The sequence below is a fragment of the Pseudomonas neuropathica genome (genome assembly GCF_015461835.1).
Lineage (GTDB): Bacteria > Pseudomonadota > Gammaproteobacteria > Pseudomonadales > Pseudomonadaceae > Aquipseudomonas > Aquipseudomonas neuropathica.
The window spans coordinates 1-22,105 of the sequence record NZ_JACOPX010000006.1 but is presented as its reverse complement, the minus strand read 5'-3'; the positions used below and the strand labels follow the sequence as shown (position 1 = coordinate 22,105).

The following is a 22,105-nucleotide window of genomic DNA, read 5'->3' as shown; positions in this document are numbered from 1 at the left end:
ACTCGGCCGCCACGCGGCATCGGCAGCGTGCAGGCAGGTTCGCAAGGAAAGGGGGCGGTTTTACGGGGCGCTGCTTAGCTCGACTTTTTTCGGCTCGCTGTAACCGCCGTAGTCGTTGATCGCAGAGAACACCACGGCGCCGCTGCGGCCGCTGAAACCCGGCAGCGCGTAACGCTGGCTGCTCATCGGTGCGACCATCTTCGGTTCATTGACCTCAACGACCTGCGCACCTGCCTCGACTTTCACGCCGATAAAGGACACGTGAAACGCTGTCGGGTTGCTGACCACCAGCACCGGTTTGCCTTGTTCCTGCTGCAGACTCCAGCGCAGTTGCGGCGGCGCATCCATCGGGCTGCCCTTGAGGGTGGGCGGGCGATAGAAGACTTTGATCCGCGTACGCATGGCGATCTTCAGGGTGTTGGCGTCGGCCTTGCCGGCCAGTGGAATTTCCTGGGCGTTGAAGTAGAAGACCGATTCGCGGTCCTGCGGCAGATCGCCGGGGACTTTCTGGATGCGCACCATTTGCTCTTTGCGCGGATCGAGGCGAAACAGCGGCGGGGTGGCCACGAACGGGGTCGCGGTGGTGTTGTCGTCGGCCTCGGTGTTGATCCAGGCTTGCACCGCGTAGGGCTCGGCCGTGGTGTTGCTGACCGTGATCGAGGCATCGCGTTTGTTGCCGTCGTACACGATACGCGTGCCGCCGAGCATCACACCGGCCTGGCTGAAACTGCTGAGCAACGTTGCGCTCAACAACACGGCCAATACCGATGCGGTTTTGAAGGAGGTTTTTGCTGGGTTCATTGCGTTCATCCTCTTGTCGGCACGGCCACAAAAACCGTGGCAAAGGGAAGGGCATCCGGCGGCGCCAATCGCCGCCGGAGGCTGACCGGACTTACTGGTAGTCGACGGTAAACGCGGCTTTGGCGTTCGCCGGACCGGAAGTGGCTGCGCCGGTGGCGACGTAGTTGGCGGTGAAGCGCAGCGGCTGGGTCAGGTCCAGATAAGGCGAGGATTCCAGGCCCAGTTGCACGTCTTTGCCGGACGCATCTTTGATCTGCACGGCGACGTTGGTGGCCACGCCGGCTTCCGGCAGCAGGCCGATCCACTGGCCGCTGGAACCGGCGTTGCCGCTCAGCGAAAGGAACTTGACCACGGCTTTCTTGCCGGTGACGTTGCAGCCCGGTGCGGTGGTGTCGATCGTCAGGGTGAACGCGCCGCCGCCCGCTACTGCGCCGGCCGTGGCCAGAGAGGTTGCCGGCACACTGCCGAGGCCGACGTCGCCGGCACCGGCCGAACCGTTGAGGTCGGAAACCACCACCGGGCAGGTGTTGTCGGTCACGCTGCCGACAAAGTTGATTTCACCGTCGGCGGCCATTGCAGCTTGCGAAGCGGCTGCCAGAACCAGGGCCAGGGACAAACCTTTGAGCGCAAAATTTTTCATGATCACTTCCAGATATTGAGTAGGTGTCCTTAAGCCCGGGGGCCCTGAGACGGTTCGACGTCGCCATCCCGTTGGGGGCAGAGCGTGGCGTCTGAGGCTCATTATCGGGATGCGGATCAGGGCGCTATGTAGGGAAAATCCCTTTGCTTGTAGGAAAATTCCCAGCGCTTGCTTCCGGCTAACCAGCGCCGCCATAAAAAACGCTCCCACTTGGCAGCGCGCGGAATCGGCGATGGCAAAGGGGAGCGTTGGGTAACTGAAACGGTTTTTTTTGCAGCGGGGTTCAGCGGTAAGTCACGGTGAAACTCGCATGGCCATTGGCGGTGCCGGGCTGCGGCGTCGGCCCATCGCCGGTCTGGATATAACGGGCTCGGAGCGGCACTGAAGTCACACCGTTGACGATCCGATTGAGGCGCACGGGCTGGCCCAGATTCATCGGCGTGCCGTTGTCCTGCAACACTTGAATGGCCACGCCTTGCGCCGTCGAATCGCTCGACAGGCTCAGGACACCGTTGGCCGCGTCGAGGATGGTTGAGGTCTTGTCGGCATCGATCTGAATGTTGGCGAAGTTGCCATTGAAGTAGCCGTTGGTGTTCGACGGGTAGTTGTTGCCGGCGATGCAGGCGTTGAGGGTAATGGCGAACGGCTGGGCCTGGGTGGTGGAGTTTTTGCCGTTGAAAACGCGTTTTTCCCAAGTGCCCATCGGCACGTTGATCTGGTTGCCCGGTGCGGCTGGCAGGGAGCAACCGGCCAGAGTTACAGTGGCGGTGAAGGTCAGGTCGAACATGGGGCCCATGTCCGAAGTGCCCGTGGCGACCAGTTGGTTGATGGTGTGGGTGCCGGGCGCGATGTCACCCGTCTTGATCAGCGCATACCGCATCATCGCCTGGGTCATGTTCGCCTGGCTGGCGGCGGTGCGATACATGTTGAAGGGAATGAATCGGTTGGGGTTGCCCGGCGGCGTATTCCATGCGGTAGCGAAACCGGTCATGTAGATGGCCAGGCCAATGCCGGGCACGTTGGTCTGCAGTAAGGCATTGGCCGGCACATCCAGCACGTCCACCGGAATGTTCACCGCCACCGGACCGACCAGTGTTGTGTTATAGGTGGCGGAGCCATAGCACTGCAAGGTGTCACCGAAATTCAGCTGTCGCATGGTGGCGTTGGTGTTCAACGTGGTGCCGATCGGCACGTCTCGCGGTGCGAACACCGCACCACCGGTGAGCGTCAACTGCTTGACCGTATTGTTGCCCGTCGCCCAGGTGCAAGCCGCCATCGCCGGCGCCGCCATCAGCATCAACGCCGATGCGCCAAGCCCGCCCAGCATCCCTAACCCGATCTTCATGGTATGTGTCCTCCTGAGAAGAAAACGGCCATTCAATGCAGGCTGACTGCATCTGGACGTTGTTGGCGTTGGCCAACGAAGGGCTGAATTATCACGATCACAAGGCATGCATCGAATAGCCGGCTTCCCGCTGGCGTGTAGGAAATTTCCCAGAGGTTTCGGTCGCGGCGAGATTCAAGGCGTGTTTCTCGAGGTAATTGCATCGGCTTGATGTTGATCAGCGAACATTGCTGATGCAGTCATTCGAAACTGCCGAAAATCAACTTAACGTTGAATCTCGTTTTACGCTCCAGCGCAGCTCGATCCCGTCAACTTGCAGAGAATTCACTGCCTCGGCCACGACTGGTTCAAGATCTGCTCACTGAGCCGATACAAGCTGAACGAAAAATAATCTGTGGTGAGGATGCAGGCTTCGATCCTTGATCCCCGTCATTCGCGTCAAAGGAGCGACGATTTGAAAAAGCTTGGAATATTTTCATTTTTGTTTTGTAACAGTGTGATTGCCACCGAGTCGCGCTACGACCAGTACGCCGCCGGTAACGGAAAACTGGGTGCGCGCATTGCTCAGCTGGATAGCGGGACAGTTCTGGCTGAGGAAACACTGCTCGCCCCCATGGCCAGTGACCTTCTGCTCAAGGTCAAACCGATGATCCGCGAGGGCGGTAGCGGTATCGCGATTCAGGACTTTTTACTGAAGCAGTTTTCGCAATACGGCTGGCGGCCGATGGCCGTGGGGTACAAGGGATACCCGGAGGCAGTGCCGGTATCAGTGAATAACCAAGTGGGCAACGCTCCTCCCACTGACAAGCCTTTCCCCGAGGCTGCATTGGTCAAAGTGGAGTTGATCGCCGCATCACCCCAAGCCCATGTTGCCCAGGCATGGACATTCGCTACCCCCGATGCCACTGAACAGCAGCGGCAACTGTTGATGACGGCGCGCCGCGCGCTGCAAAGTGGTATCGCTCAGATTCGGGCCGGCGAGCGTGTATCGAATATCGGTAGCGCGATTCAACAGGAGCTTGATGCCGGCGATGCGGTCGCCGTGCAGGAGCTGTCGGGTTATGCCATGGGCCAGATGCGGGTTCAGGCACCTCACGTGCTCGGTTACAGGGGCGAGTACGCTGATGCAGCCTTGATGGAGACCGGGCAGGTGTTAAACGTTTATGTGGTGGCAAAGTCCGGTCGCGTCGGCGTGCGGTTTCTGCCGCCGAAACTCTGGACCGTGCTCACCCGGGACGGTGCAGATAGCGTGATGCTTTCGGCGATGGTCGAGGTGACGGAGGATGGGCACCGAGTCCTGAGCAAGTTGATCGACTGAGTCTGACTGAGCGCGACGAGTCATTCGCCGCTCAACTCAAGCGCTTACGCACCGCCTTCAGCACCGCCTCGATGTACCAGGTTTCGACGCCGATGGCGACGGCTTCGCTGGCATCAGGCACTAACTCGATTTGAGTGGTGATGCCTTGTTCACGAAGCAGTCGCTGCGCATCTTCCAGACGTCTGCGTGTACCCGTGAGCCATAGCCGTTGCGGGCCCGTCAGCAACGCGAGGGTTTGCGGGTAGGTGCATTGCAGTTTCCGGCGCAGATTGATCAGTGCCGGTTTATCGGCCCGGTCGAGTTGCGGGGTCAGTACATACTGTTTGCCCGCCGCCGCCGCGGTCAGGTCGTACTTGTCCTGTAGATACTCCTCGACACTAAAGCAATTGGCGACCGTCTCGCGCTCGCCGGTCACCACATTGATCAAGTGTGCATTGAACCGACGTAGCAGAACTCTGTCATGCCTTGGACGACGCAGTCCTCGCTGTTACTGCGAATGACCCATTAATCACCGTTGGCGGACAGCTCACAGTGCTGAATGACAAACCGCTCGGGTTTGCCATCTCTCATCACACCGTCAAACAGCGCGAGCACGATTGCGCACGCCTGATCTGCGGTCAGTTTGGGGTTGAACTCGGTCACGCTTTACCAAAACCAAACAATGAACGCAGTTTGCTGCCCAACGTCCGCTGATAGAACGGAGTGGTTTGTGTAAAGAAGTAATCGCTCAGGTCCTGTTCGCCTTCCTGAATGCGATACAGGCCAACGTCTTCGCCATCGGGTGCGGTGTCCCTGGCAACTTGACTGGCTTCGCGCAAGATCAATTCAATATCGCCGTCCGCTTCGATGCCTACGACCAGGTGAGGTTTTTCATCCGTCGTTACGTTGTACATCAGCGCCAGAAACCCACGTTTGATGTTGCGATGTTTGCCGAATAGCTGCGTGAGCGCGTTAACCATTTTTGTTGGATATTGCGCGGGCTGCCCGAGTTGCACGTGGGCGTCTTTTTCCAATGTGCGTTGTGTGGTCCGGCCAATCTCGGCGGACAGCAGATTTTGCACTTCTTCCGGGAGAAACTCTTTGCCAAAGGGCGACTTCGGTTCCAGGAACAACGGAGTGCCCAGTGTCATTTCAAACAGGGATCTGGCCGGAATTTCCAGGTAAGACTCGCCACGAGCTATGGACTGTTCCAGCGTTTGCAGCGAGGTAAAAAACGGGATGACTGCCGTGCCGTCCTGCTTTTCCCAATGTGCGATGCTGATTTGGCTGCCAGCCTCAAGGTCAATGTGTCCCTTGCCCGCGCCGGTCGAGCCCGGGACATAAACCATTGAGTTCAACAGCGTCTTAAAAAATTCAGGTCGGCGGGCAGGTTCTTTCGCAGCCAACTCGAGCGATTGTTCTAGGGTGTTTTCTTCCAGGGTATTGCTGATGTCCATCGGTGGTTCCATAAAAACAGACAAAAAATGAATGGCAAAGAGTAGATCAGTCGCTGCTGCACCCTAGCAGGATCCAGCGTTTCCCTTGAGCGTGTACGTCGTAGGCAAACTCCCAGAACACCGGATAACCCGGGTGCCCCTTTACGTATCTGAAGGCGCTTATCTGGTCAGCCTCATCGACATGTGCAAGTTGCATCATCTCGTTGGCAAGTCGCGTGATTTCTTCGCGTTTAACGTCAAGCTCAATCGGACCAATCCCTGGCTCACCGGGATATAGCAGTAACTCGATCACGTCCTTTTGCACCTCGGCAATGGATGTGGTCGTTATGTTGGCGACCACACTGCGCGGCGAGATTGCGTTTTCAAGGGCATCAACTAATGGCTGACTTGCATCGAGCGGGCCATAGACGTTTACCCATACCTGATAGTTGAAGCCGTATAGAAGGTGTTCCAAACGTTGGAATGCTTCAGGCCTGTCGTCGCGACTTACTTTCATACGCCTCCCTTGTTGTAACGGCTTGCCCGGCAGAACCCTGAGCAGTTTTTTACGCGCCTGAAAAAACTTTCAGAAAAGCCGGCTGATAAATCCAAAATTCGATGGGGTAGGATGCTCACACACTGGAATAGCCTTCTACATCAAGGACGCGATATTTATGGGAACCCTTTTTTCTCAAGTCAGCGAACGTTTGCACGATCGCCGATTCGCGGTAGCGAATAATACGCAGGGACTGTCGGGTCGCGGCACGGTGTTTCATTACTGTGTTGAGGGTTCGGGCATTTCCAGCACTTACCAGGGCGGCCGGATTCGTATGGGGCACCAAGTGGGGCGCGTGACCGGCCCTGACACCATTGAGTTGCTGTTTCATTGCCTGACGACTGAGGACGAGGTTTTGTCCGGTTGGTCCCGTGGCATTGTCGGGGTGGATGACGCGGGACGAACGACTTTGAGCTTCGTGTGGGGGTGGTTGTCCGGTGCCAGTGGAGGCGGGGAGTCGAGTTACGTTGAGGTATCCCGGGACCGTATGTCGGCATAGATCCGGTCTCGTTTAGCCCGCTGATTTGGGCGTCTGTTCAGTAATAAAGCGCTGAGGCTCAGCGCGGCCAATGACATCATGCCCATTTCCGGTGAGGGCATAGGGCCGACTGTCTGCAAGGAATAGAGGAGGGATATTTGATGAGCAAACTGTCAGCAATGATCGCGCAAGCGAGTGTGGGCCTTTCCGTACAGCAGCGTATTTCGGATGAGAAGTGGGCGGCAATTGCGCACCAGTGTGGGTATGAAGAGATTGCTGAAATTCGCGATCGAATTGACGCGCTTAAGGCTGAATTGGCGACCGTTGAGGATTGGGATGGTGATACTCAGGATGAAATTCATCGGGCGATTGCTCAATTCACCAAGTTGCTGGAGCTCGCGTCTAATGGTGTTTAGCGGGTGAATGTGCTGTTGTCATAACTTTTGTCTCTTCAATCCGCGATTGGCGCTTTGGACCCGAAGCTGAATGTTGTTAACGCCGGCAACCGGCCAGAAACACCTGATCTAAATTGTGGCTTTGCAGCCATGTTAAGGTCTCAAAACCAAGAGAAAATCCACGGAATTAAAATCATGGAACGGATTCGACTCACCCCCGCGCAATATCACACCGACGACAGCTATTGGCGACTTTTCAAGGCTGAAGATGGTTCTTTCTACATCCTCGTTGAATGTGAAGCGTCTTTTGTGGGGTACCAATCCATGATCAAGCTCAACGCCGAGGAGATGCGTGACTACCACGGTTTGGGCTGGTTATCGATTCAGTATCTGGCTAACCGAATCAATTACTTTGTCAGTGATTACAGCGGCCGAAGGATTACGGGTTCTTTGCTTGAGGAAGCCAATCAGGTTTCTGCGCAGGAATAGTTCTATTGGCTCAGCCCCTTGGAATCCGCCAACCCGCCCTCATAACCATCGCTATACCCAACACCCCGAAGAGGAACGACACGCCATGACCACTCAAACCGAAACCGCCATCCTCGCCGGCGGCTGCTTCTGGGGCATGCAGGATCTGCTGCGGCGCTATCCCGGCGTGTTGCAGACCCGCGTCGGTTACACCGGCGGCGACGTGCCGAACGCTACTTATCGCAACCATGGTGACCACGCCGAAGCTATCGAAATCACCTTCGATCCGGCGGTGATCAGCTATCGACAGATCCTCGAGTTTTTCTTCCAGATTCACGACCCGAGCACGCCCAACCGCCAGGGCAACGACCTTGGTCGCAGCTATCGCTCGGCGATTTACTACCTCAGCGAAGAACAGCGCGATGTCGCTGAAGACACGGCTGCCGATGTCGACGCCTCAAAACTGTGGCCAGGTCGTGTGGTGACCGAAATCGAACCGGCGGGGCCGTTCTGGGAAGCGGAGCCGGAGCATCAGGATTACCTTGAGCGTATTCCGAATGGCTACACCTGCCATTTCATTCGACCGAACTGGAAGCTGCCGAAGCGCGCGTGAGCGGTGCACGCCGCTCATTCAGCGCCAGTACATAGGCGCTGAACATATCCGCCAGCCCGTCGGCGCATACCGAGATTTCCTCCTCGGTACGCGGGCTGCCGGAAAAATCCTTGCCGACCGAACTGAGCGTGGTCAGGATCAAATCGCACGCTGCGGTACGGATCTGCTCACCGACCTCGGGCAGTAACTCTTCCATGAATGTCGCGAAAATCTGCCGCCCGGCCGCACGCACTGCGTGGGCCTCGGGGGCGTTGCGGTAGAGCGGGGCGGCGTCGTTCAGCGCGCCGCGCATCTGCGCTTCGTCGCACTCTGAACGAATGAATGCCTGCACCAGCGTACCCAGGCGTTGGAGTGGCGGCTGTTCAAACTCCTGCAGAATTCGCTGCAGCATCTGGGTGGTGTGCAGCCACTCATCGCTCTGCAAGCGGAACAGGATTGCGGCTTTGTTGGGGAAGTACTGATGCTGCGACTCGTGTGATGGTAAAACGGGTCGAAGCAGTCTCTTTTCATTACAGGTTCTTAATTTCAACTATTCACTAGTTTCCAAGTTTTGAATTCCCTGTTAACTCACCTCTGCAAAATAATGGCGCCATATTTTTGATCAGTGACGCCGTAGCATAGTGTTCATTGCATTACATACAACATTGCATAAAGAAATATGCGGTGCTGGCAGCAATCTCAGAAAACACGTCTATATTGGTTTTTAGGTCAACGCGAAGTGCGTGGAGCCCCCGTAACCTTTCACCAAGCAAGGATGCTCGATGCTCAATAGTCGGAAAACAAAGTCCGCTCCAGGAAGAGGGTGGTTCATTGCGATCGTCACACTCCTATTGGCAATGGGGACGCTATCGGGCTGCAGCGTTATTAATGTTTATGACGAGGGCACATTGGTTCAAAAGTATTACGGGTTGCCCATTTACACCATCGATTCGACCCAAGCGCAAAAAACTCTTTTCTTGGAAAGCCGCGGTGTCGGAATTATTAGTGGCCCGACCGGGTTATCTATCGGCTACAACAGAGAGACCTTCCTAAGCCTGCCCACCAGTAAATGCGTAGCGGTTTTCATCAATACCAGTGCCGAAGCTGCCAACACATTAAGAGCGACTCTTGAATCCGCCGGGGTCGATGTCAATACCCTGTGCATCTATCCCGCCCAAGGAGCCTTCCATGAATAAATACATTCTGACCACAACTCTTCTGATCGGTGGATGTTCACCGTTGCAGCAAGCACCTCTGGTGTATACCTCTAAACAAGTACTGGGCATTGATATTTCAGCGCCTACGACTGAATCAACGGGTTTTAGCATGAACCTTGGCTTCAAGAACATCGATGCCGCGTATGTCCCATTGGCTGTGTCGAAGGAAACCGAAGGTGTTATTACGCCAATAAAAGAAATTTATGCAACGTATGGCGAGGGACCGCAAGCTGAACGGGCTGCTGCAACCCCGGAGCAACAACAGGCAGTAGCGAAGCTGACAAAAGACCTTGTCGTAAAAGAACAACAGGTGAGTTTACTGAAGTCGGCGAGAACCCAGCTTATCGAGCACAAAACACTAATTGACAATAAAACTTCTCTTGGCTCAAAGCCGCTTTCTAAAAAGTTGTCCGAACTGCTAATTTTACCCCCAGACATAGAAACCAAACTTGAGTCCAAGCAAGTACTCACTCCAACGCAAGTGAAGGAAACTGTCGGCAGCGTGACCGAAGGTATCAATAAGAAAGAAGTCGAAGCGGGCGAAACGAAAAAAGAGATCGCTCAAGTACTGAGCATCAGCAAGCGTGACGCGATGTCGGTGTTCGGCAGCTTTGATTCAGGGTTAAAAAGCGAAGGGACATCCGGTGTTTCGCATCAATTGGGGAAAATGTTTTCCACCGGAGTCGCCGCTCAAAACCTGACGCAGGGACTTCAGCGTTATGCCGTGTTGGAGCAGTGCCTGAACCTGATCAAAAGTACTGCGGACGCAGCACAGAAAAAAGATCTGATTGCAATGTGCAGTCGTTCGACCGGTGCCGCCAACCCAATTGCGGAACCTTAGCGGCTAACGATTTGCTTTCGACTCAAGTCGATTGAGGAAGGAGCTTCTATGCGAAGTATCGTGACTGCGGTTGCTTTACTGATCTGTACGAATCTGGGGGCCTTCGAGATTCGCCCGGAAAGCCTTGATGGTGGGGCCTATGATCCTCTGTCGAGCGTGTCCAACATCTACTTCTACTCCAACAATCTGGCGAACCGCTGCCTAAAGGACAAAAACTATGTGAGAGATGGCAAAGGTCAGCCCATCCACGAGGCCATCATCAGGATCGCTTATCTGAAGGCTTACGGTTCAACGATAAAAGAGCAGACTTGGCTTTCACCTCTACTGGGGGGCGTGGAGTGGAATGACGATCCTGAAGAACTGCTTCGCAAAGCGTTTTATTACGGTGGCTGGCGGAACGCCTTGGAGTTCAGACGCAAGATTGCTCTGGAGGAAAAAGGCACCACCATCATGAACCGGTCGCACTACGGAGATTTGCAGTTCTTGCACGCGATGTTGCCAAGTGATGCCGACCAGACCATAGCCTTGCAGCGACTTCGCAGATGGTTGGAGTACTCCTACCGAGTGGCAATCGGCGAAGTGCCTTACAACACTCTGCGAAGAAGCACTCCTTACAATGAGTTCTTTGCAAAAGTCGGATGCCCCTCGCCGGGTGGGAGGTGCACAGTTCTGGATCTTTACGATATGAAGCTGCACTTTCGAGTCAAGAATGGAAAACCGGCAAGCCCGGCCATGCTTCAGTTGACTCTGCAGGAGCTAGCGACTGGCGCTATCGCCCATGTGATTCAGGACAGTTACAGTGCCGGGCACACACGACGGGTCGGAGGCACCGGAAAATTGATGGAAATGTACCGGTACGATGATAAGAACCGTGCGCAGCACTGCATGTTCGATGGAGGTTACGAGATGAACAAGGCCAATATCGAGAAAGCCATCCAGGAAACATCAAACTTCATGAACATGATCAAATCCGGTAGGAAGTGGGAGCAGGCAGAACCTTTCTTCGAGGACATCCTTTCGATCTGATGAGGTAGCCACTAAAGATTGAGAACCGTGCATTCAAGCTGCTTCAGTTCTCATGACACCTCCATGACAAGCAAGCCCGATCGCGCGGGCTTGCACTGCTAAAACCGAACGTGATCACGCACTGCCAAACCCCAGAAAAGAACGCAGTTTATTGCCCCACTTGCGTTCATAGAACGGCGTGGTCTCCCTGAGAAAGTAATCACTCAGGCCGGCTTCACCTTGGGATACCCGGCATAAATCAACCGGCTCGCCCTGTGGCGCGGTATCCCCGGCAACATTGCCCGCCTCACGCATAACCCGCTCAATATCGCCGTCCGCCTCAATGCCCACGATCAAGTGCGGTTTTTCGTCCACCGAGGTGTCATGCATCAATGCCAGAAATCCGCGCTTCACATTGGAATGTTTGGCGAGCAGTTGGGTGAGCGAGTGGACCATTTGTGACGGGTATTCGGCAGGCTGGCCGAGCAGCACGTTGGTTTCTTTCTCGACCGTGCGTTGCGTGGCGGTCTGGCCAACGGCATCGGCGAGCAAATTTTGCACCTCTTGCGGGAAAAACTCTTTGCCGTACGGCGACTTCGGATTCAGGCAGAGCAGGGCGCCCAGTGTGATTTCGAACAATGATCTAGCGGGTATTTCGAGGTAGGTCTGCTCGCTGTCGATGGACTGTTGCAGTGTTTGCAGTGACGAGAAAAACGGGATGACCGGGGTGCCGTCCGGTTTTTGCCAATGGGCGATGCTGATGTTGCTGCCGGCTTGGAGATTGACGTGGTCGTCGGCATCTCCGGCGGTGCCGAGAATGTAAACGTTTGAGTTCAACAGTGTGTTGAAAAACTCGGGGCGATGTGCCGGTTCGTCGGCGGCCCGTTTGAGGCTTTTTTCCAGCAGGTTTTCTGGTTGGGTATCCATGGTGTTCATCCGTGACTCGGTCAAAAACAGGGCAAAGCGTCGATCAGTTACATCGACACTGGTTCGACTGACGCCTTCGCGAGCAAGCCCGCTCCCACAGGTTTCCGGGTCGCTCACAAGGTCGCGGTACAGCGCAGATCATTGTGAGAGCTGGCTTGCTAGCGATTGCGGTGGGTCAGTCAACTTCCTTGGCACAGCCTATCCGCCATCGCCAGCAGGGGGAAGGCTTCAGAGCAAACTCCACGACACCCCGACATAAACCCCCATCCCTTCACCCGGCGTAGACCGCGCCGCATCCAGCCCTTTGTCGTCATACCCCGGCGTCACCGTCGCCGCATAGTGCTTGTCGGTCAAATTGCGCATATCCACCCAACCCTGCCAGTCACCCTTCGGCGCGTTGTAACCCAGCGTCGCGCCGAACAGTGCGTAAGGATCGGCGTAGTAACTGTTGGCGTAATCCACCGCAACTTTGGACACCAGTTGCGTATTCACCGCAGCAAAGAATCCCTGCGGCCAGTCGTACCGCAATTCACCCTGGTAGTAATGCATCGGCAGACCGGGGAGGCGGTTGTCACCAAAACGATCGTCATCGCGATAATGGAAATCGCTGAAGGTATACGCCTGACGCAAACTCAACTGACGGCCATCGGCCGCCGACCAGAGTTTGCTGTTCAGGCTCGCTTCAACGCCTTGGTGCACCGTGGGGCTGGCGTTCAACTCATAAGGTGTAACGGCGTTGGCATCCGGCAACACCGACAGCAGTTCATGCCGCACCTGCGCGTAGTACCACGCCAGACTCCACTCGCCGACGGCGCTGTCGCCACGACCGCCCAGCTCCAGCGTGGTCGCGGTCTGGTTCTGCAGTTTGATCGGGTCTTTCTGCGTGCCGGTTGCGGCGCCATTACCCGCCGGGAAGCGCACGTTGGAGCTGTAGATCAGCGACCACGGATGCGGCGCCTCAACCGAGCGGCTGAGGTTGCCGAACACTTGCAGGTCCGGGGTGATCTGGTAACGCAGGCCGAGGCGCGGCGCGTAGTCCCAGTCGTTCATGCTGGTTTTGCCGCCGCTTTGCGGGTAGGTGACAGCACTTTCGCGGCGGGTGTAGATAGCGGCGAGGCCGGTGGTCAGCCAGAGGTCGTCGGCGATTTCCAGATCGTTGCCAAAGTGCAGAACGGTGTCCGAACCCTGATAGGTGAAGTTGCGCATGCGCGTGCCCGGCGCGTAGCTGGCGGTGTTGCCAGTGGGAATGCGCACAAACTCGCTGGCACCGTCGTTGGGCAGGTGTTTGGTCACGCGCAGGCCGACGTTGCTGCGGCTTTCCATGCCGAAAATCGTGTCACGGCGCTTGTAGTCGAAGGTGCCGCTGACGTCGGTGTAGGCGACCTTCAAGCGGTTCGGACCTTCGCGCAGGTCCATCGGGTAATCGTGGTAGACGAGGCCGGTCTGGATGCTCGAGTCGTCGTCGATGTAATAGGTGGTCTTGTTGCCGATGAAGGTGCTGCCCGGCTGTTTGCGGCTGTCATCGCGCGCCACATAGGACGGATTGGCCGCCCGGGGCGAGTGTTCGATGGAGTGCTTGGTCACGCGGCCGGCGAGGTCGTTGTCGGTCTCGCGGTAACGGATATAGAAGCGGGTTTCCAGGTTCGGGTTGAAGCGATAGCCGAAGTTGGCGATTACGCCTTTGCTCTCGCTGGTGGTGTGATCCTGATAGCCGTCGGCGTTGGAATCGGTCAGCGACACGTAATAATCGAAATCGCCGAGCACTTGCCCGGAACTGATCTGGCGCTGCTGATAGCCGTGGCTGCCGGTGGCGTAGCGCACTTGCAGTTTCGGCGCGTTGTAGCCGGTGTGGCTGACGTAATCGATGGCGCCGCCCAGTGCCAGCGAACCGCGATCAAAACCGTTGGCGCCGCGCAGTACTTCAACGTGATCGACCCACAGCGGTTCGAGCAATTCGTATGGCGTGCCGCCCGGGCCAGTCAGAGGCAGGCCGTCGAGCATGGTGTACAGCCCCGACGCATGGGCACCCGGCGCGCGGTTGATGCCCGAGCCACGCACTGAGATCTTCACGCCTTCGTTGCCCGCCGACTGCGCATAAACCCCCGGCTGATAGGCCAGCACATCCTGATTGCTCGCCACGCGGCCCTGCAATGGCTGACGCATGTCGACCACGTTAGTGCCGCCGGGGACTTGTTCCAGACGGGTTTTGGCTTCTTCGACGCTCGCATCTGAACCGCTTTGCTCGTCGGCCGAAATCAGCACTTGCCCCAGTTCCAGACCTTGAGTCTCGGCCATTGCCGGGCAGGCGAGGGCCAGGCCGAGCAGGGCGGTGGGCAGGGATTTGGACGCGGGCATCGAGAAAACTCCAGGCAGACAAGGGCAGGCAATGAACAGTGCGACGCAACAAAGAACGAATGAAACACATGGCAATTTTGCTTTTTGCCCGGCAATGGCAATCAGCACGGCATGGACTAACCTCACGTGTCTGGTTTGTCCCGTCAATCAACACTCTGTTTCTGCATTTATTGGAGAGAGGCCAAGGTCATGGCAAAAGGCAAAAAGAAGGCCGCCACGGCGCCTGAAAGTCTGAAACTGAAAAACAAGGATTACCTCGAGCATTTGCGCAAACTGCACGTCGAACTGGTCAAGTTGCAGGAATGGGTGATTGCCAAGGGCGTCAAGGTCTGCATCGTTTTTGAAGGGCGCGATGGCGCCGGCAAGGGCGGCACGATCAAGGCGTTGACCGAGCGCGTCAGCCCGCGTGTCTTTCGCGTGGTGGCGCTGCCTGCACCGACCGATCGCGAGAAAAGCCAGATGCATGTGCAGCGTTATCTGCCTTATCTACCGGCGGCGGGCGAAGTGGTGATCTTCGACCGCAGTTGGTACAACCGCGCCGGTGTCGAGCGGGTGATGGGCTTCTGCACCGATGAGCAGACGGACAAATTCCTCAAGTCGATTCCCTGGGTCGAACACGCCATCGTCCAGTCCGGGGTGATCCTGCTCAAGTATTGGCTGGAAGTCAGCCCCGAAGAGCAGACTCGCCGGCTTGAGGCGCGCATCAACGACGGTCGCAAGACCTGGAAACTGACACCCATGGACCTGAAATCCTACAGCCGCTGGTACGACTACTCACGGGCGCGGGATGAAATGTTTAAACACTCCGACACCGAACACGCGCCGTGGCTGGTAGCTGACTCCAACGACAAGCGCCGCGCACGGCTGAACATCATCACCGATGTGCTCAGCCGCATTCCGTATGAGGATGTGAAACGCGAGAAAATCGAGTTGCCCAAACGGCAGAAACCGGGCAAGTACCGGGATCCGGATTACCCATACCGGCGCGTGGCCGAGAAATTCTGACAAACTGCCCCAATCCCTGTAGGAGTGAGCCTGCTCGCGATAGCGGTGTGTCAGCCAACACATCCGCTACAGACAATTCTCTATCGCGAGCAGGCTCACTCCTACAGGGTTCGGTGGTGTATCCAAAGCAAACAGTCCATCCGTCGACTGCGCTGAACCACTGCGATGACCTTTCTTTCTATCAAGGGAGTCCCTCACGAGATCATCCCCGATGTTCGATCAGCGCAAACAGGAAAAACTGGCGGCATGGCGAAAGCTGGCGACGCAATCGCAGATGCGTCTGGACCCAGAGGAACAGTACGACGAACTGCTCAAGGCAGCCGATGAAATGGAGGAGCAGGGACTGATCACCAGCGCCGAGTGGCGGCAATTGGTGCGGGATGCGGGCAATGTGTTCATCGGGGATACGGGGCGATCAAACGGTTGAACCCGCCGCAAACGGCTACAGCGATGGATCCGCCCTGTAGCCGTTCAGGTCACACGACCTGTCTTCGCTTTCAACTGTGCACCTCTGGAATCCTGCAGCAACCGCGCAAACGCTGCTTTGTCGATCGGCCGACTCATGAAGTAACCCTGAACTTCATTGCATTGATCGACCCCGAGAATATCCAGTTGTTCTTCAGTTTCGACCCCTTCGGCAGTCACGGTCAGGCCCATGGCCTTGCCCAGGCCGATGATCGCCTGCACCACCGCGCGATCGTTAGTGCCGCTGCTGATCGAGGCGATAAAGCGCTTGTCGATCTTGATCCCGTCAAACGGGTAAGCGCGCAGGTAACCGAGCGATGAGTAACCGGTGCCGAAGTCGTCCATGTTCAGGCGCACACCGAGTTCTTTCAGGGCATTCATGGTGGTCAGCGCGCAGTCGGTGTCGTTGAGCATCACGTTCTCGGTGATCTCCAGTTCCAGGCGACTGGCCGGGAAACGCGTTTGCACCAGCACTTCGCGAACATCCTCGACCACATCGCTGAGGGCAAATTGCGCCGGTGACAGATTGACCGACAGCAGGATGTCTTCCGGCCAGCCGAGGGCGGTTTCGCAGGCTTCGCGCAATACCCAGCGACCCAGCGGGACGATCAGATCGGTTTGCTCCGCCAACGGAATGAACAGGTCAGGGCCGAGCAGGCCCTTGGTCGGATGTTGCCAGCGCACCAGCGCTTCGACCGAAACGATGTGCTTGCCATCGACCTTGTAGCGCGGCTGATAGTGCAGGATGAATTCGTTGTGCTTGAGCGCGTGGCGCAGGTCATCCTCAAGTTGTCGGCGGGTCTGGATCTGATCGCTCATGTGCGCTTCGAAATAGCACCAGGTGTTCTTGCCCTCGGATTTGGCCTGATACAGGGCAATGTCGGCGTAACGGATCAGGTCGCTGGGCACATAACTGTGGCGCCGGCTGAGCGCGATGCCGATGCTGGCGCCGATGTGCAGCGGGTGGTGCTCGAAGACCACCGGTTGATGCAGGCTGCCGATCAGGCGGGTGCAGAACTTGTCGATTTCGTGATGGCTATCCATGCCATTAAGCACCACGATGAATTCGTCGCCGCCCAGACGAGCGACGATGTCCATTTCGCGAGTGCATTCACGCAGGCGCACGGCAACTTCCTGCAGCACCGCATCACCCGCCGGGTGGCCGAGCGAATCGTTGATCGGTTTGAAGTTGTCGAGGTCGATCATCAGCAGTGACAACGGCGGTGCATGTTCCTTGAGCAGCAACGCTTCATCCAGATAACGCGCAAGTTTGTTGCGATTGGGCAGGCCGGTGAGGGCGTCGTGCATCGACAAATGCTGGATCTGCGCATGGGCGGCGACTTCGTCGGTGATGTCGCTGGCGGTGCCGCGATAGCCGATAACCACGTGCTTGTCGAAGATCGGCCGGGCAGAGAGCCGACAGTGGCGTTGCTGGCCGGCGTGGTCACGGTAGGTGCAACGCAAGTCACTGGCGCTGTCTTGCTCGGTGAGATTCCTCAGCCACAGTTCCAGAGGCGTGGTGTCGCAAAACAGAAGTTGACCGATGTCTTGCCCCAGCCACAGGGTTTGCGGATAACCGGTCACCTCGCTAAAACGTGCCGAAAGGTAGGTCAGTGCCAGGGTGCGGTCGACTTCCCAGATCCAGTCCGACGCGGCTTCGGCCACCGCGCGAAAGCGTTCTTCGCTGGCTTCCAGTTCGCGGTTGGCGTTCTCCAGAGCGTGATTGGAAGTTTGCATGACAGCAAAACTCTGATCGACGTACTGCGATGACCGCAACGCGTGGCGGAAGAAGTACGCGGTCAGCAGCATGAGTACCACTATCGTCGCGCCGAGTGGTGGCAACAGTGACCACAATAAATGTTGCCCGGGCCGCTCCAGATCGGCGATCAGGCTGTAACCGGTGCTGTCCAGCGGCACCCGAGGGCGCTGCGGGTCGATGGTCTCGTCCGGCGCCAGGGTCAGGTTGTTCAAGCCGTAACCGCTGCCAATCAGACGCAATTTGGTCGGCGTAAGTTTGTCGACGAATACCAGCACCGAAGAGGTCTGCGGATCGCCGAGTGGTCGCTCATCGTTGGGAATGATCGCCGCCGCCGAGACCAGCGCCGGCCAGCCTTCGAACAGCGAATAGCGGCTGATCGGTTTGGTCAGGTCACCTTGGCCCAACACTTGATCGAGTAACTCCGTGGCGCTCACCTGAACGAACGCGGACAACTCGGCATCGACCATTTGCCCGCGCACCACCGCGTAACGGGTGCCTTCACGGTTGAGCACGAACACGCCGTCATAACCGTCACTGGTGAACAGGGTTTTGCCGAGGTTCTGCTCGGTGTAGGCCCAGTCGGTGTCGACCTGACCGCTCAAATGCTCGTAGGCCGTGGTCCAGTAGGCGTAGCTGGTGATGTAGTTTTTCGAGGCGGTGATGCGGTTTTCCAGCGCGCGAGCGGAATAGAAGCGGGTTTTGTTGATCTCGTCGCTGTCGAGGCGTTCGGCAATGCCGAGCAAGGCCACGGCGGCGGCAATCACGCCACTGACAAACAGCGCACCGACCGCGAAGGCCAGGCGGCGGGTGACGGCGCTCTGGCGCGGTGGAAGCGGGGCTGCAAAGCTGGAAAGGTCCATGTGCTCGTCCTTGATCCGCTGTCTTCTGAATCTAGAACCACGGCGCGGGCGCAATGTTCAGATTCTTCTGGGGGACTGCATTGAAAGCGTAGTGAAACCCGCGTGATTTGCCTCCCCGAGTGCAGTGCGCCGATCAGCGGCGATTCCCGAAAGGGCAAGACTTCCCGCGCAAAAACCGGATAATGGCGGCCATTCGTTTAGCCGTATTCTGGTAATCCCGCATGGAAATCAAGGTCAACTTTCTCGACAACCTTCGACTTGAAGCCAAGTTCGACGACTTCACGGTGATCGCCGATCAGCCCATCCGCTACAAGGGCGATGGCTCGGCACCGGGGCCGTTCGACTACTTTCTGGCGTCGTCGGCGTTGTGTGCGGCGTACTTTGTGAAGTTGTACTGCGACACGCGCAACATCCCGACGGAAAACATTCGCCTGTCGCAGAACAACATCGTCGACCCGGAAAACCGCTACAACCAGATCTTCAAGATCCAGGTGGAATTACCGGCGGACATCTCCGAGAAGGATCGTTTGGGCATCCTGCGTTCCATCGACCGCTGCACGGTGAAGAAGGTCGTGCAGACTGGGCCGGAATTCATCATCGAAGAAGTCGACAACCTCGACGCCGATGCCCAGGCCTTGTTGATGCCGGTGGGCGGTTCGGACGCAGGCACCTTCATCGCCGGCAAGGACCTGCCGCTGGAGCAGACCATCGCCAACATGTCGGGCATCCTCGCCGACCTCGGCATGAAGATTGAAATCGCTTCGTGGCGCAACATCGTGCCCAACGTCTGGTCGCTGCACATTCGCGATGCGCATTCGCCAATGTGCTTCACCAACGGCAAGGGCGCGACCAAAGAGGGCGCACTGGCCTCGGCGCTGGGCGAGTTCATCGAGCGCCTGAACTGCAATTTCTTCTATAACGACCAGTTCTGGGGCGAGGAAATCGCCAACGCAGAGTTCGTGCATTACCCGGACGAGAAGTGGTTCAAGCCAGGGCCAAAGGACGAGTTGCCGAGCGAAATTCTCGACGAATACACCCTGAAGATTTACAACCGTGACGGCGAATTGCGTGGCTCGAACCTGTTCGACACCAACTCCGGCAACACCCAGCGTGGCATCTGCTCGCTGCCGTTCGTGCGCCAGTCCGACAACGAAGTGGTGTACTTCCCGTCCAACCTGATCGAAAACCTTTACCTCAGCAACGGCATGAGCGCCGGCAATACCCTGGCCGAAGCGCAGGTGCAGTGCCTGTCGGAGATCTTCGAGCGCGCGGTCAAACGCGAAATCCTCGAAGGCGAAATGGCCCTGCCGGACGTGCCGCAAGAGGTCCTGGAGAAGTACCCGAGCATCCTCGCCGGCATCAAAGGCCTGGAAGAGCAGGGCTTCCCGGTGCTGGTCAAGGATGCGTCGCTGGGCGGCGAATTCCCGGTGATGTGCGTGACCCTGATGAACCCGCGTACCGGCGGCGTGTTCGCCTCGTTCGGCGCCCACCCTAGCCTGGAAGTGGCGCTGGAACGCAGCCTCACCGAGCTGTTGCAGGGCCGCAGTTTTGAAGGTTTGAACGACTTGCCGCAGCCGACCTTCTCCGGCCAGGCCGTCACTGAACCGAACAACTTCGTCGAGCACTTCATCGATTCCAGCGGTGTGGTGTCGTGGCGCTTCTTCAGTGCCAAACCGGATTTTGAATTCGTCGAGTGGGACTTCTCAGGCGCTGGCGAAAACTCCAACGCCGAAGAAGCCGCGACGCTGTTCGGCATCCTTGAAGACATGGGCAAAGAGGTCTACATGGCGGTCTACGAGCATATCGGCGCCAAGGCCTGTCGCATCCTGGTGCCGGACTACTCGGAGATCTACCCGGTCGAAGACCTGATCTGGGACAACACCAACAAAGCCCTGCAATTCCGCGCCGACATCCTCAACCTGCACACCCTGAGCAAGGTCGGTCTGCGCAACCTCGCCCAAGGCCTGGAAAACAGCGAGCAGGACGATTACACCGAGATCACCACACTGATCGGCGTCGAGTTCGACGACAACACGCCGTGGGGCAAGCTGACCATTCTGGAACTGCGCCTGCTGATCTGCCTCGCGCTGCAGAAGTACGAACAGGCTAAAGACCTGGTCGAAGCGTTCCTGCAATACAACGACAACACCGTCGAGCGCGGCTTGTTCTATCAAGCGGTCAACGTGGTGTTGGAGATGGAGCTGGACGAGGATCTGCAACTGGAAGACTACGAAGCCAACTTCCGCCGGATGTTCGGTGACGAGCGTATGGATGCGGCGATTGGTTCGGTTAACGGCAGTGTGCGCTTCTACGGTTTGACGCCGACGAGCATGAAGCTGGAGGGGCTGGATCGGCATTTGCGTTTGATTGAGAGCTATAAAAAGCTGCATTCGGCGCGGGCGAATGTGACGGCTTCTTCGCACTGACTACATTATTTCCGCTGACCAGAAAAGCCAGGCAGTTGCCTGGCTTTTCTTTACGCGCGATGTTTTGCCTATTCAGCAAAACTGCGTGGATGCAACGCCAACGAGAGTAAGGCTATCTGGAGATTTTTCGTCGATTGACGATAAAAACGCTTTTTAGCAACTGCGCAAGAAGTTGCGCAGTTGTTTCCAGAAAACATCCCTGAAAACCGCTACAGGCCTCGCCGTTCAGGGCGTGCAGCCAAGTGCGCAACTTCTTGCGCAGTACTGCGCAAGAAGTTGCGCAGTCACGACGACTCTACCTGGTTGCAATAGCTACTTCTGTTGAAGTTGTTTACACAAGTTGTTGATGAACAATGGCAATGTAATGACTGGCATGAAAGTTGATATCTCCAAACTCGCACGGACAGGCAATGGTGCCTGTCGCTTGTGTCTTTTGAGCAAGGAGAGCATTCCATGGCAACCCCCGCGTACATGTCCGTCACTGGCGAAAAACAAGGCCTGATCACTGCCGGCGCATTTACTGCCGATTCCGTTGGCAACACCTTTCAAGAAGGCCACGAAGACCAGGTCATGGTTCAGGCTTTCACCCACGACGTGATCATCCCGCGTGACCCGCAATCCGGTCAGCCAACCGGTCAGCGCGTTCACAAGCCAGTTGTGATCACCAAGGTCTACGACAAGGCTTCGCCGCTGCTGCAAGCGGCGCTGACTTCCGGCGAGCGCATGAGCGAAATCGTTATCCAGTGGTACCGCACTTCGGCGCAAGGCACCCAAGAGCACTACTACACCACCAAACTGGAAGACGCGATCATCGTCGCCATCAACAACAAAATGCACAACTGCCAGGACCCAGGCAACGCGCATTTCACCCACCTGGAAGAAGTGCAGTTCACCTACCGCAAAATCACCTGGACCCACGAAGTCTCCGGTACTTCGGGTTCCGATGACTGGCGTGCTCCAGTCGTTTAATCGCGGCTGATAGTTGTACCGCCCCGGCCGGCAAGGCTGGCCGGGGCGGACTCACTTTTAAAGATTTTTTGCCAATAGCCCCGCAGCGGGCTGTTGCACATCGCAGCACTGCGCGAGGAACAAGGGATGTTCTCACCGGCAAACCAGCCTCATTTCAATCTGACCGTCGATGGCATCGACAGCGACTTTCAAGTGCTGTCGTTCACCGGTCGTGAGGCCCTCAATACGCCGTTCGAATTCGAGCTGGAACTGGTCAGCGAAAAGGCCT

22 protein-coding genes and 1 pseudogene are annotated in these 22,105 nt (G+C 57.1%); 13 read left to right on the top strand and 10 right to left on the bottom strand.

Features of this window, described 5'->3' with window-relative positions; genetic code table 11:
• Window positions 1–60: 60 nt before the first annotated feature.
• The 3 genes from H8F23_RS09645 to H8F23_RS09635 form a co-directional block, all read right to left on the bottom strand.
• On the bottom strand, window positions 61–801 hold the full coding sequence (locus tag H8F23_RS09645) for a fimbrial biogenesis chaperone (RefSeq protein ID WP_194934190.1): 741 nt from the start codon (window positions 799–801) through the stop codon (window positions 61–63).
• Between the two features lie 91 nt (window positions 802–892).
• A complete protein-coding gene (locus H8F23_RS09640; protein WP_093433268.1) occupies window positions 893–1,441 on the bottom strand; it encodes a fimbrial protein in 549 nt (182 codons plus the stop codon).
• 283 nt (window positions 1,442–1,724) lie between these two features.
• On the bottom strand, window positions 1,725–2,786 hold the full coding sequence (locus H8F23_RS09635) for a fimbrial protein (protein ID WP_228759181.1): 1,062 nt from the start codon (window positions 2,784–2,786) through the stop codon (window positions 1,725–1,727).
• A 454-nt stretch (window positions 2,787–3,240) separates the two neighbouring features.
• Here H8F23_RS09635 and H8F23_RS09630 point away from each other — a divergent pair, with 454 nt between their 5' ends.
• Window positions 3,241–4,104, top strand: a complete 864-nt coding sequence (locus tag H8F23_RS09630; protein WP_228759180.1) for a M24 family metallopeptidase — start codon at window positions 3,241–3,243, stop codon at window positions 4,102–4,104.
• A gap of 31 nt (window positions 4,105–4,135) precedes the next feature.
• Here the strand turns inward: H8F23_RS09630 and H8F23_RS28845 are convergent, their stop codons facing one another.
• The 3 genes from H8F23_RS28845 to H8F23_RS09615 all read right to left on the bottom strand — a co-directional run bounded on the left by H8F23_RS28845 (window position 4,136) and on the right by H8F23_RS09615 (window position 6,036).
• Window positions 4,136–4,531 (bottom strand): hypothetical protein, encoded by a 396-nt coding sequence (locus H8F23_RS28845; RefSeq protein WP_228759179.1) that lies wholly within the window; start codon window positions 4,529–4,531, stop codon window positions 4,136–4,138.
• Between the two features lie 211 nt (window positions 4,532–4,742).
• Window positions 4,743–5,540: an enhanced serine sensitivity protein SseB C-terminal domain-containing protein gene (locus H8F23_RS09620; protein WP_194934188.1), complete on the bottom strand. Its 798-nt coding sequence runs from the start codon at window positions 5,538–5,540 to the stop codon at window positions 4,743–4,745.
• Between the two features lie 46 nt (window positions 5,541–5,586).
• Entirely contained in the window at window positions 5,587–6,036 is a 450-nt protein-coding gene (locus H8F23_RS09615) for a hypothetical protein (RefSeq protein WP_095126401.1), read from the bottom strand.
• 157 nt (window positions 6,037–6,193) lie between these two features.
• Here H8F23_RS09615 and H8F23_RS28840 point away from each other — a divergent pair, with 157 nt between their 5' ends.
• The 4 genes from H8F23_RS28840 to msrA all read left to right on the top strand — a co-directional run bounded on the left by H8F23_RS28840 (window position 6,194) and on the right by msrA (window position 8,029).
• Window positions 6,194–6,574: a hypothetical protein gene (locus H8F23_RS28840; RefSeq protein WP_228759178.1), complete on the top strand. Its 381-nt coding sequence runs from the start codon at window positions 6,194–6,196 to the stop codon at window positions 6,572–6,574.
• Window positions 6,575–6,714: 140 nt separating this feature from the next.
• Window positions 6,715–6,969 (top strand): hypothetical protein, encoded by a 255-nt coding sequence (locus H8F23_RS09610; protein WP_194934187.1) that lies wholly within the window; start codon window positions 6,715–6,717, stop codon window positions 6,967–6,969.
• A 174-nt stretch (window positions 6,970–7,143) separates the two neighbouring features.
• On the top strand, window positions 7,144–7,437 hold the full coding sequence (locus tag H8F23_RS09605) for a hypothetical protein (protein WP_194934186.1): 294 nt from the start codon (window positions 7,144–7,146) through the stop codon (window positions 7,435–7,437).
• Window positions 7,438–7,522: 85 nt separating this feature from the next.
• Window positions 7,523–8,029: a peptide-methionine (S)-S-oxide reductase MsrA gene (gene msrA / locus H8F23_RS09600; RefSeq protein ID WP_122609519.1), complete on the top strand. Its 507-nt coding sequence runs from the start codon at window positions 7,523–7,525 to the stop codon at window positions 8,027–8,029.
• On the opposite strand, the pseudogene H8F23_RS09595 reads toward msrA, so the two are convergent.
• Window positions 7,992–8,498: pseudogene (locus tag H8F23_RS09595) on the bottom strand (TetR/AcrR family transcriptional regulator); the annotation flags it as partial. The gene msrA and the pseudogene H8F23_RS09595 sit on opposite strands and share 38 nt — an antisense overlap.
• Window positions 8,499–8,790: 292 nt before the next feature.
• Here H8F23_RS09595 and H8F23_RS09590 point away from each other — a divergent pair.
• The 3 genes from H8F23_RS09590 to H8F23_RS09580 are packed head-to-tail and all read left to right on the top strand — an operon-like array spanning window position 8,791 to window position 11,092.
• Entirely contained in the window at window positions 8,791–9,204 is a 414-nt protein-coding gene (locus H8F23_RS09590) for a hypothetical protein (RefSeq protein ID WP_194934185.1), read from the top strand.
• Window positions 9,197–10,066: a hypothetical protein gene (locus H8F23_RS09585; protein WP_194934184.1), complete on the top strand. Its 870-nt coding sequence runs from the start codon at window positions 9,197–9,199 to the stop codon at window positions 10,064–10,066. The genes H8F23_RS09590 and H8F23_RS09585 overlap by 8 nt, the downstream gene beginning before the upstream one ends.
• Before the next feature lie 48 nt (window positions 10,067–10,114).
• Complete coding sequence (locus H8F23_RS09580) at window positions 10,115–11,092, top strand: hypothetical protein (RefSeq protein ID WP_194934183.1); 978 nt, start codon at window positions 10,115–10,117, stop codon at window positions 11,090–11,092.
• Window positions 11,093–11,206: 114 nt separating this feature from the next.
• On the opposite strand, the gene sseB is transcribed toward H8F23_RS09580, so the two are convergent.
• Together sseB and H8F23_RS09570 are read right to left on the bottom strand one after the other, a co-directional pair.
• Window positions 11,207–11,998, bottom strand: a complete 792-nt coding sequence (gene sseB / locus H8F23_RS09575) for an enhanced serine sensitivity protein SseB (RefSeq protein ID WP_228759177.1) — start codon at window positions 11,996–11,998, stop codon at window positions 11,207–11,209.
• 228 nt (window positions 11,999–12,226) lie between these two features.
• Window positions 12,227–14,353 carry a TonB-dependent receptor family protein gene (locus H8F23_RS09570; RefSeq protein WP_194934181.1) on the bottom strand — a complete coding sequence of 709 codons (2,127 nt, stop codon included), beginning with the start codon at window positions 14,351–14,353 and terminating at the stop codon, window positions 12,227–12,229.
• A gap of 189 nt (window positions 14,354–14,542) precedes the next feature.
• Here H8F23_RS09570 and ppk2 point away from each other — a divergent pair, with 189 nt between their 5' ends.
• Window positions 14,543–15,358 carry a polyphosphate kinase 2 gene (ppk2, locus tag H8F23_RS09565; protein ID WP_194934180.1) on the top strand — a complete coding sequence of 272 codons (816 nt, stop codon included), beginning with the start codon at window positions 14,543–14,545 and terminating at the stop codon, window positions 15,356–15,358.
• A 211-nt stretch (window positions 15,359–15,569) separates the two neighbouring features.
• A complete protein-coding gene (locus H8F23_RS09560; RefSeq protein WP_093433233.1) occupies window positions 15,570–15,785 on the top strand; it encodes a hypothetical protein in 216 nt (71 codons plus the stop codon).
• A 44-nt stretch (window positions 15,786–15,829) separates the two neighbouring features.
• Here H8F23_RS09560 and H8F23_RS09555 read toward each other — a convergent pair whose 3' ends face one another.
• Window positions 15,830–18,442: a bifunctional diguanylate cyclase/phosphodiesterase gene (locus H8F23_RS09555; RefSeq protein WP_194934179.1), complete on the bottom strand. Its 2,613-nt coding sequence runs from the start codon at window positions 18,440–18,442 to the stop codon at window positions 15,830–15,832.
• Window positions 18,443–18,663: 221 nt separating this feature from the next.
• Here H8F23_RS09555 and H8F23_RS09550 point away from each other — a divergent pair, with 221 nt between their 5' ends.
• From H8F23_RS09550 to H8F23_RS29280, 3 genes are all read left to right on the top strand, one after another.
• Window positions 18,664–20,868, top strand: a complete 2,205-nt coding sequence (locus tag H8F23_RS09550) for an OsmC domain/YcaO domain-containing protein (protein WP_194934178.1) — start codon at window positions 18,664–18,666, stop codon at window positions 20,866–20,868.
• Window positions 20,869–21,321: 453 nt separating this feature from the next.
• On the top strand, window positions 21,322–21,837 hold the full coding sequence (locus H8F23_RS09545) for an Hcp family type VI secretion system effector (RefSeq protein WP_008084998.1): 516 nt from the start codon (window positions 21,322–21,324) through the stop codon (window positions 21,835–21,837).
• A gap of 126 nt (window positions 21,838–21,963) precedes the next feature.
• Window positions 21,964–22,105 (top strand): hypothetical protein (locus tag H8F23_RS29280; RefSeq protein WP_194934177.1); only part of this gene is annotated, 142 nt, incomplete at its 3' end.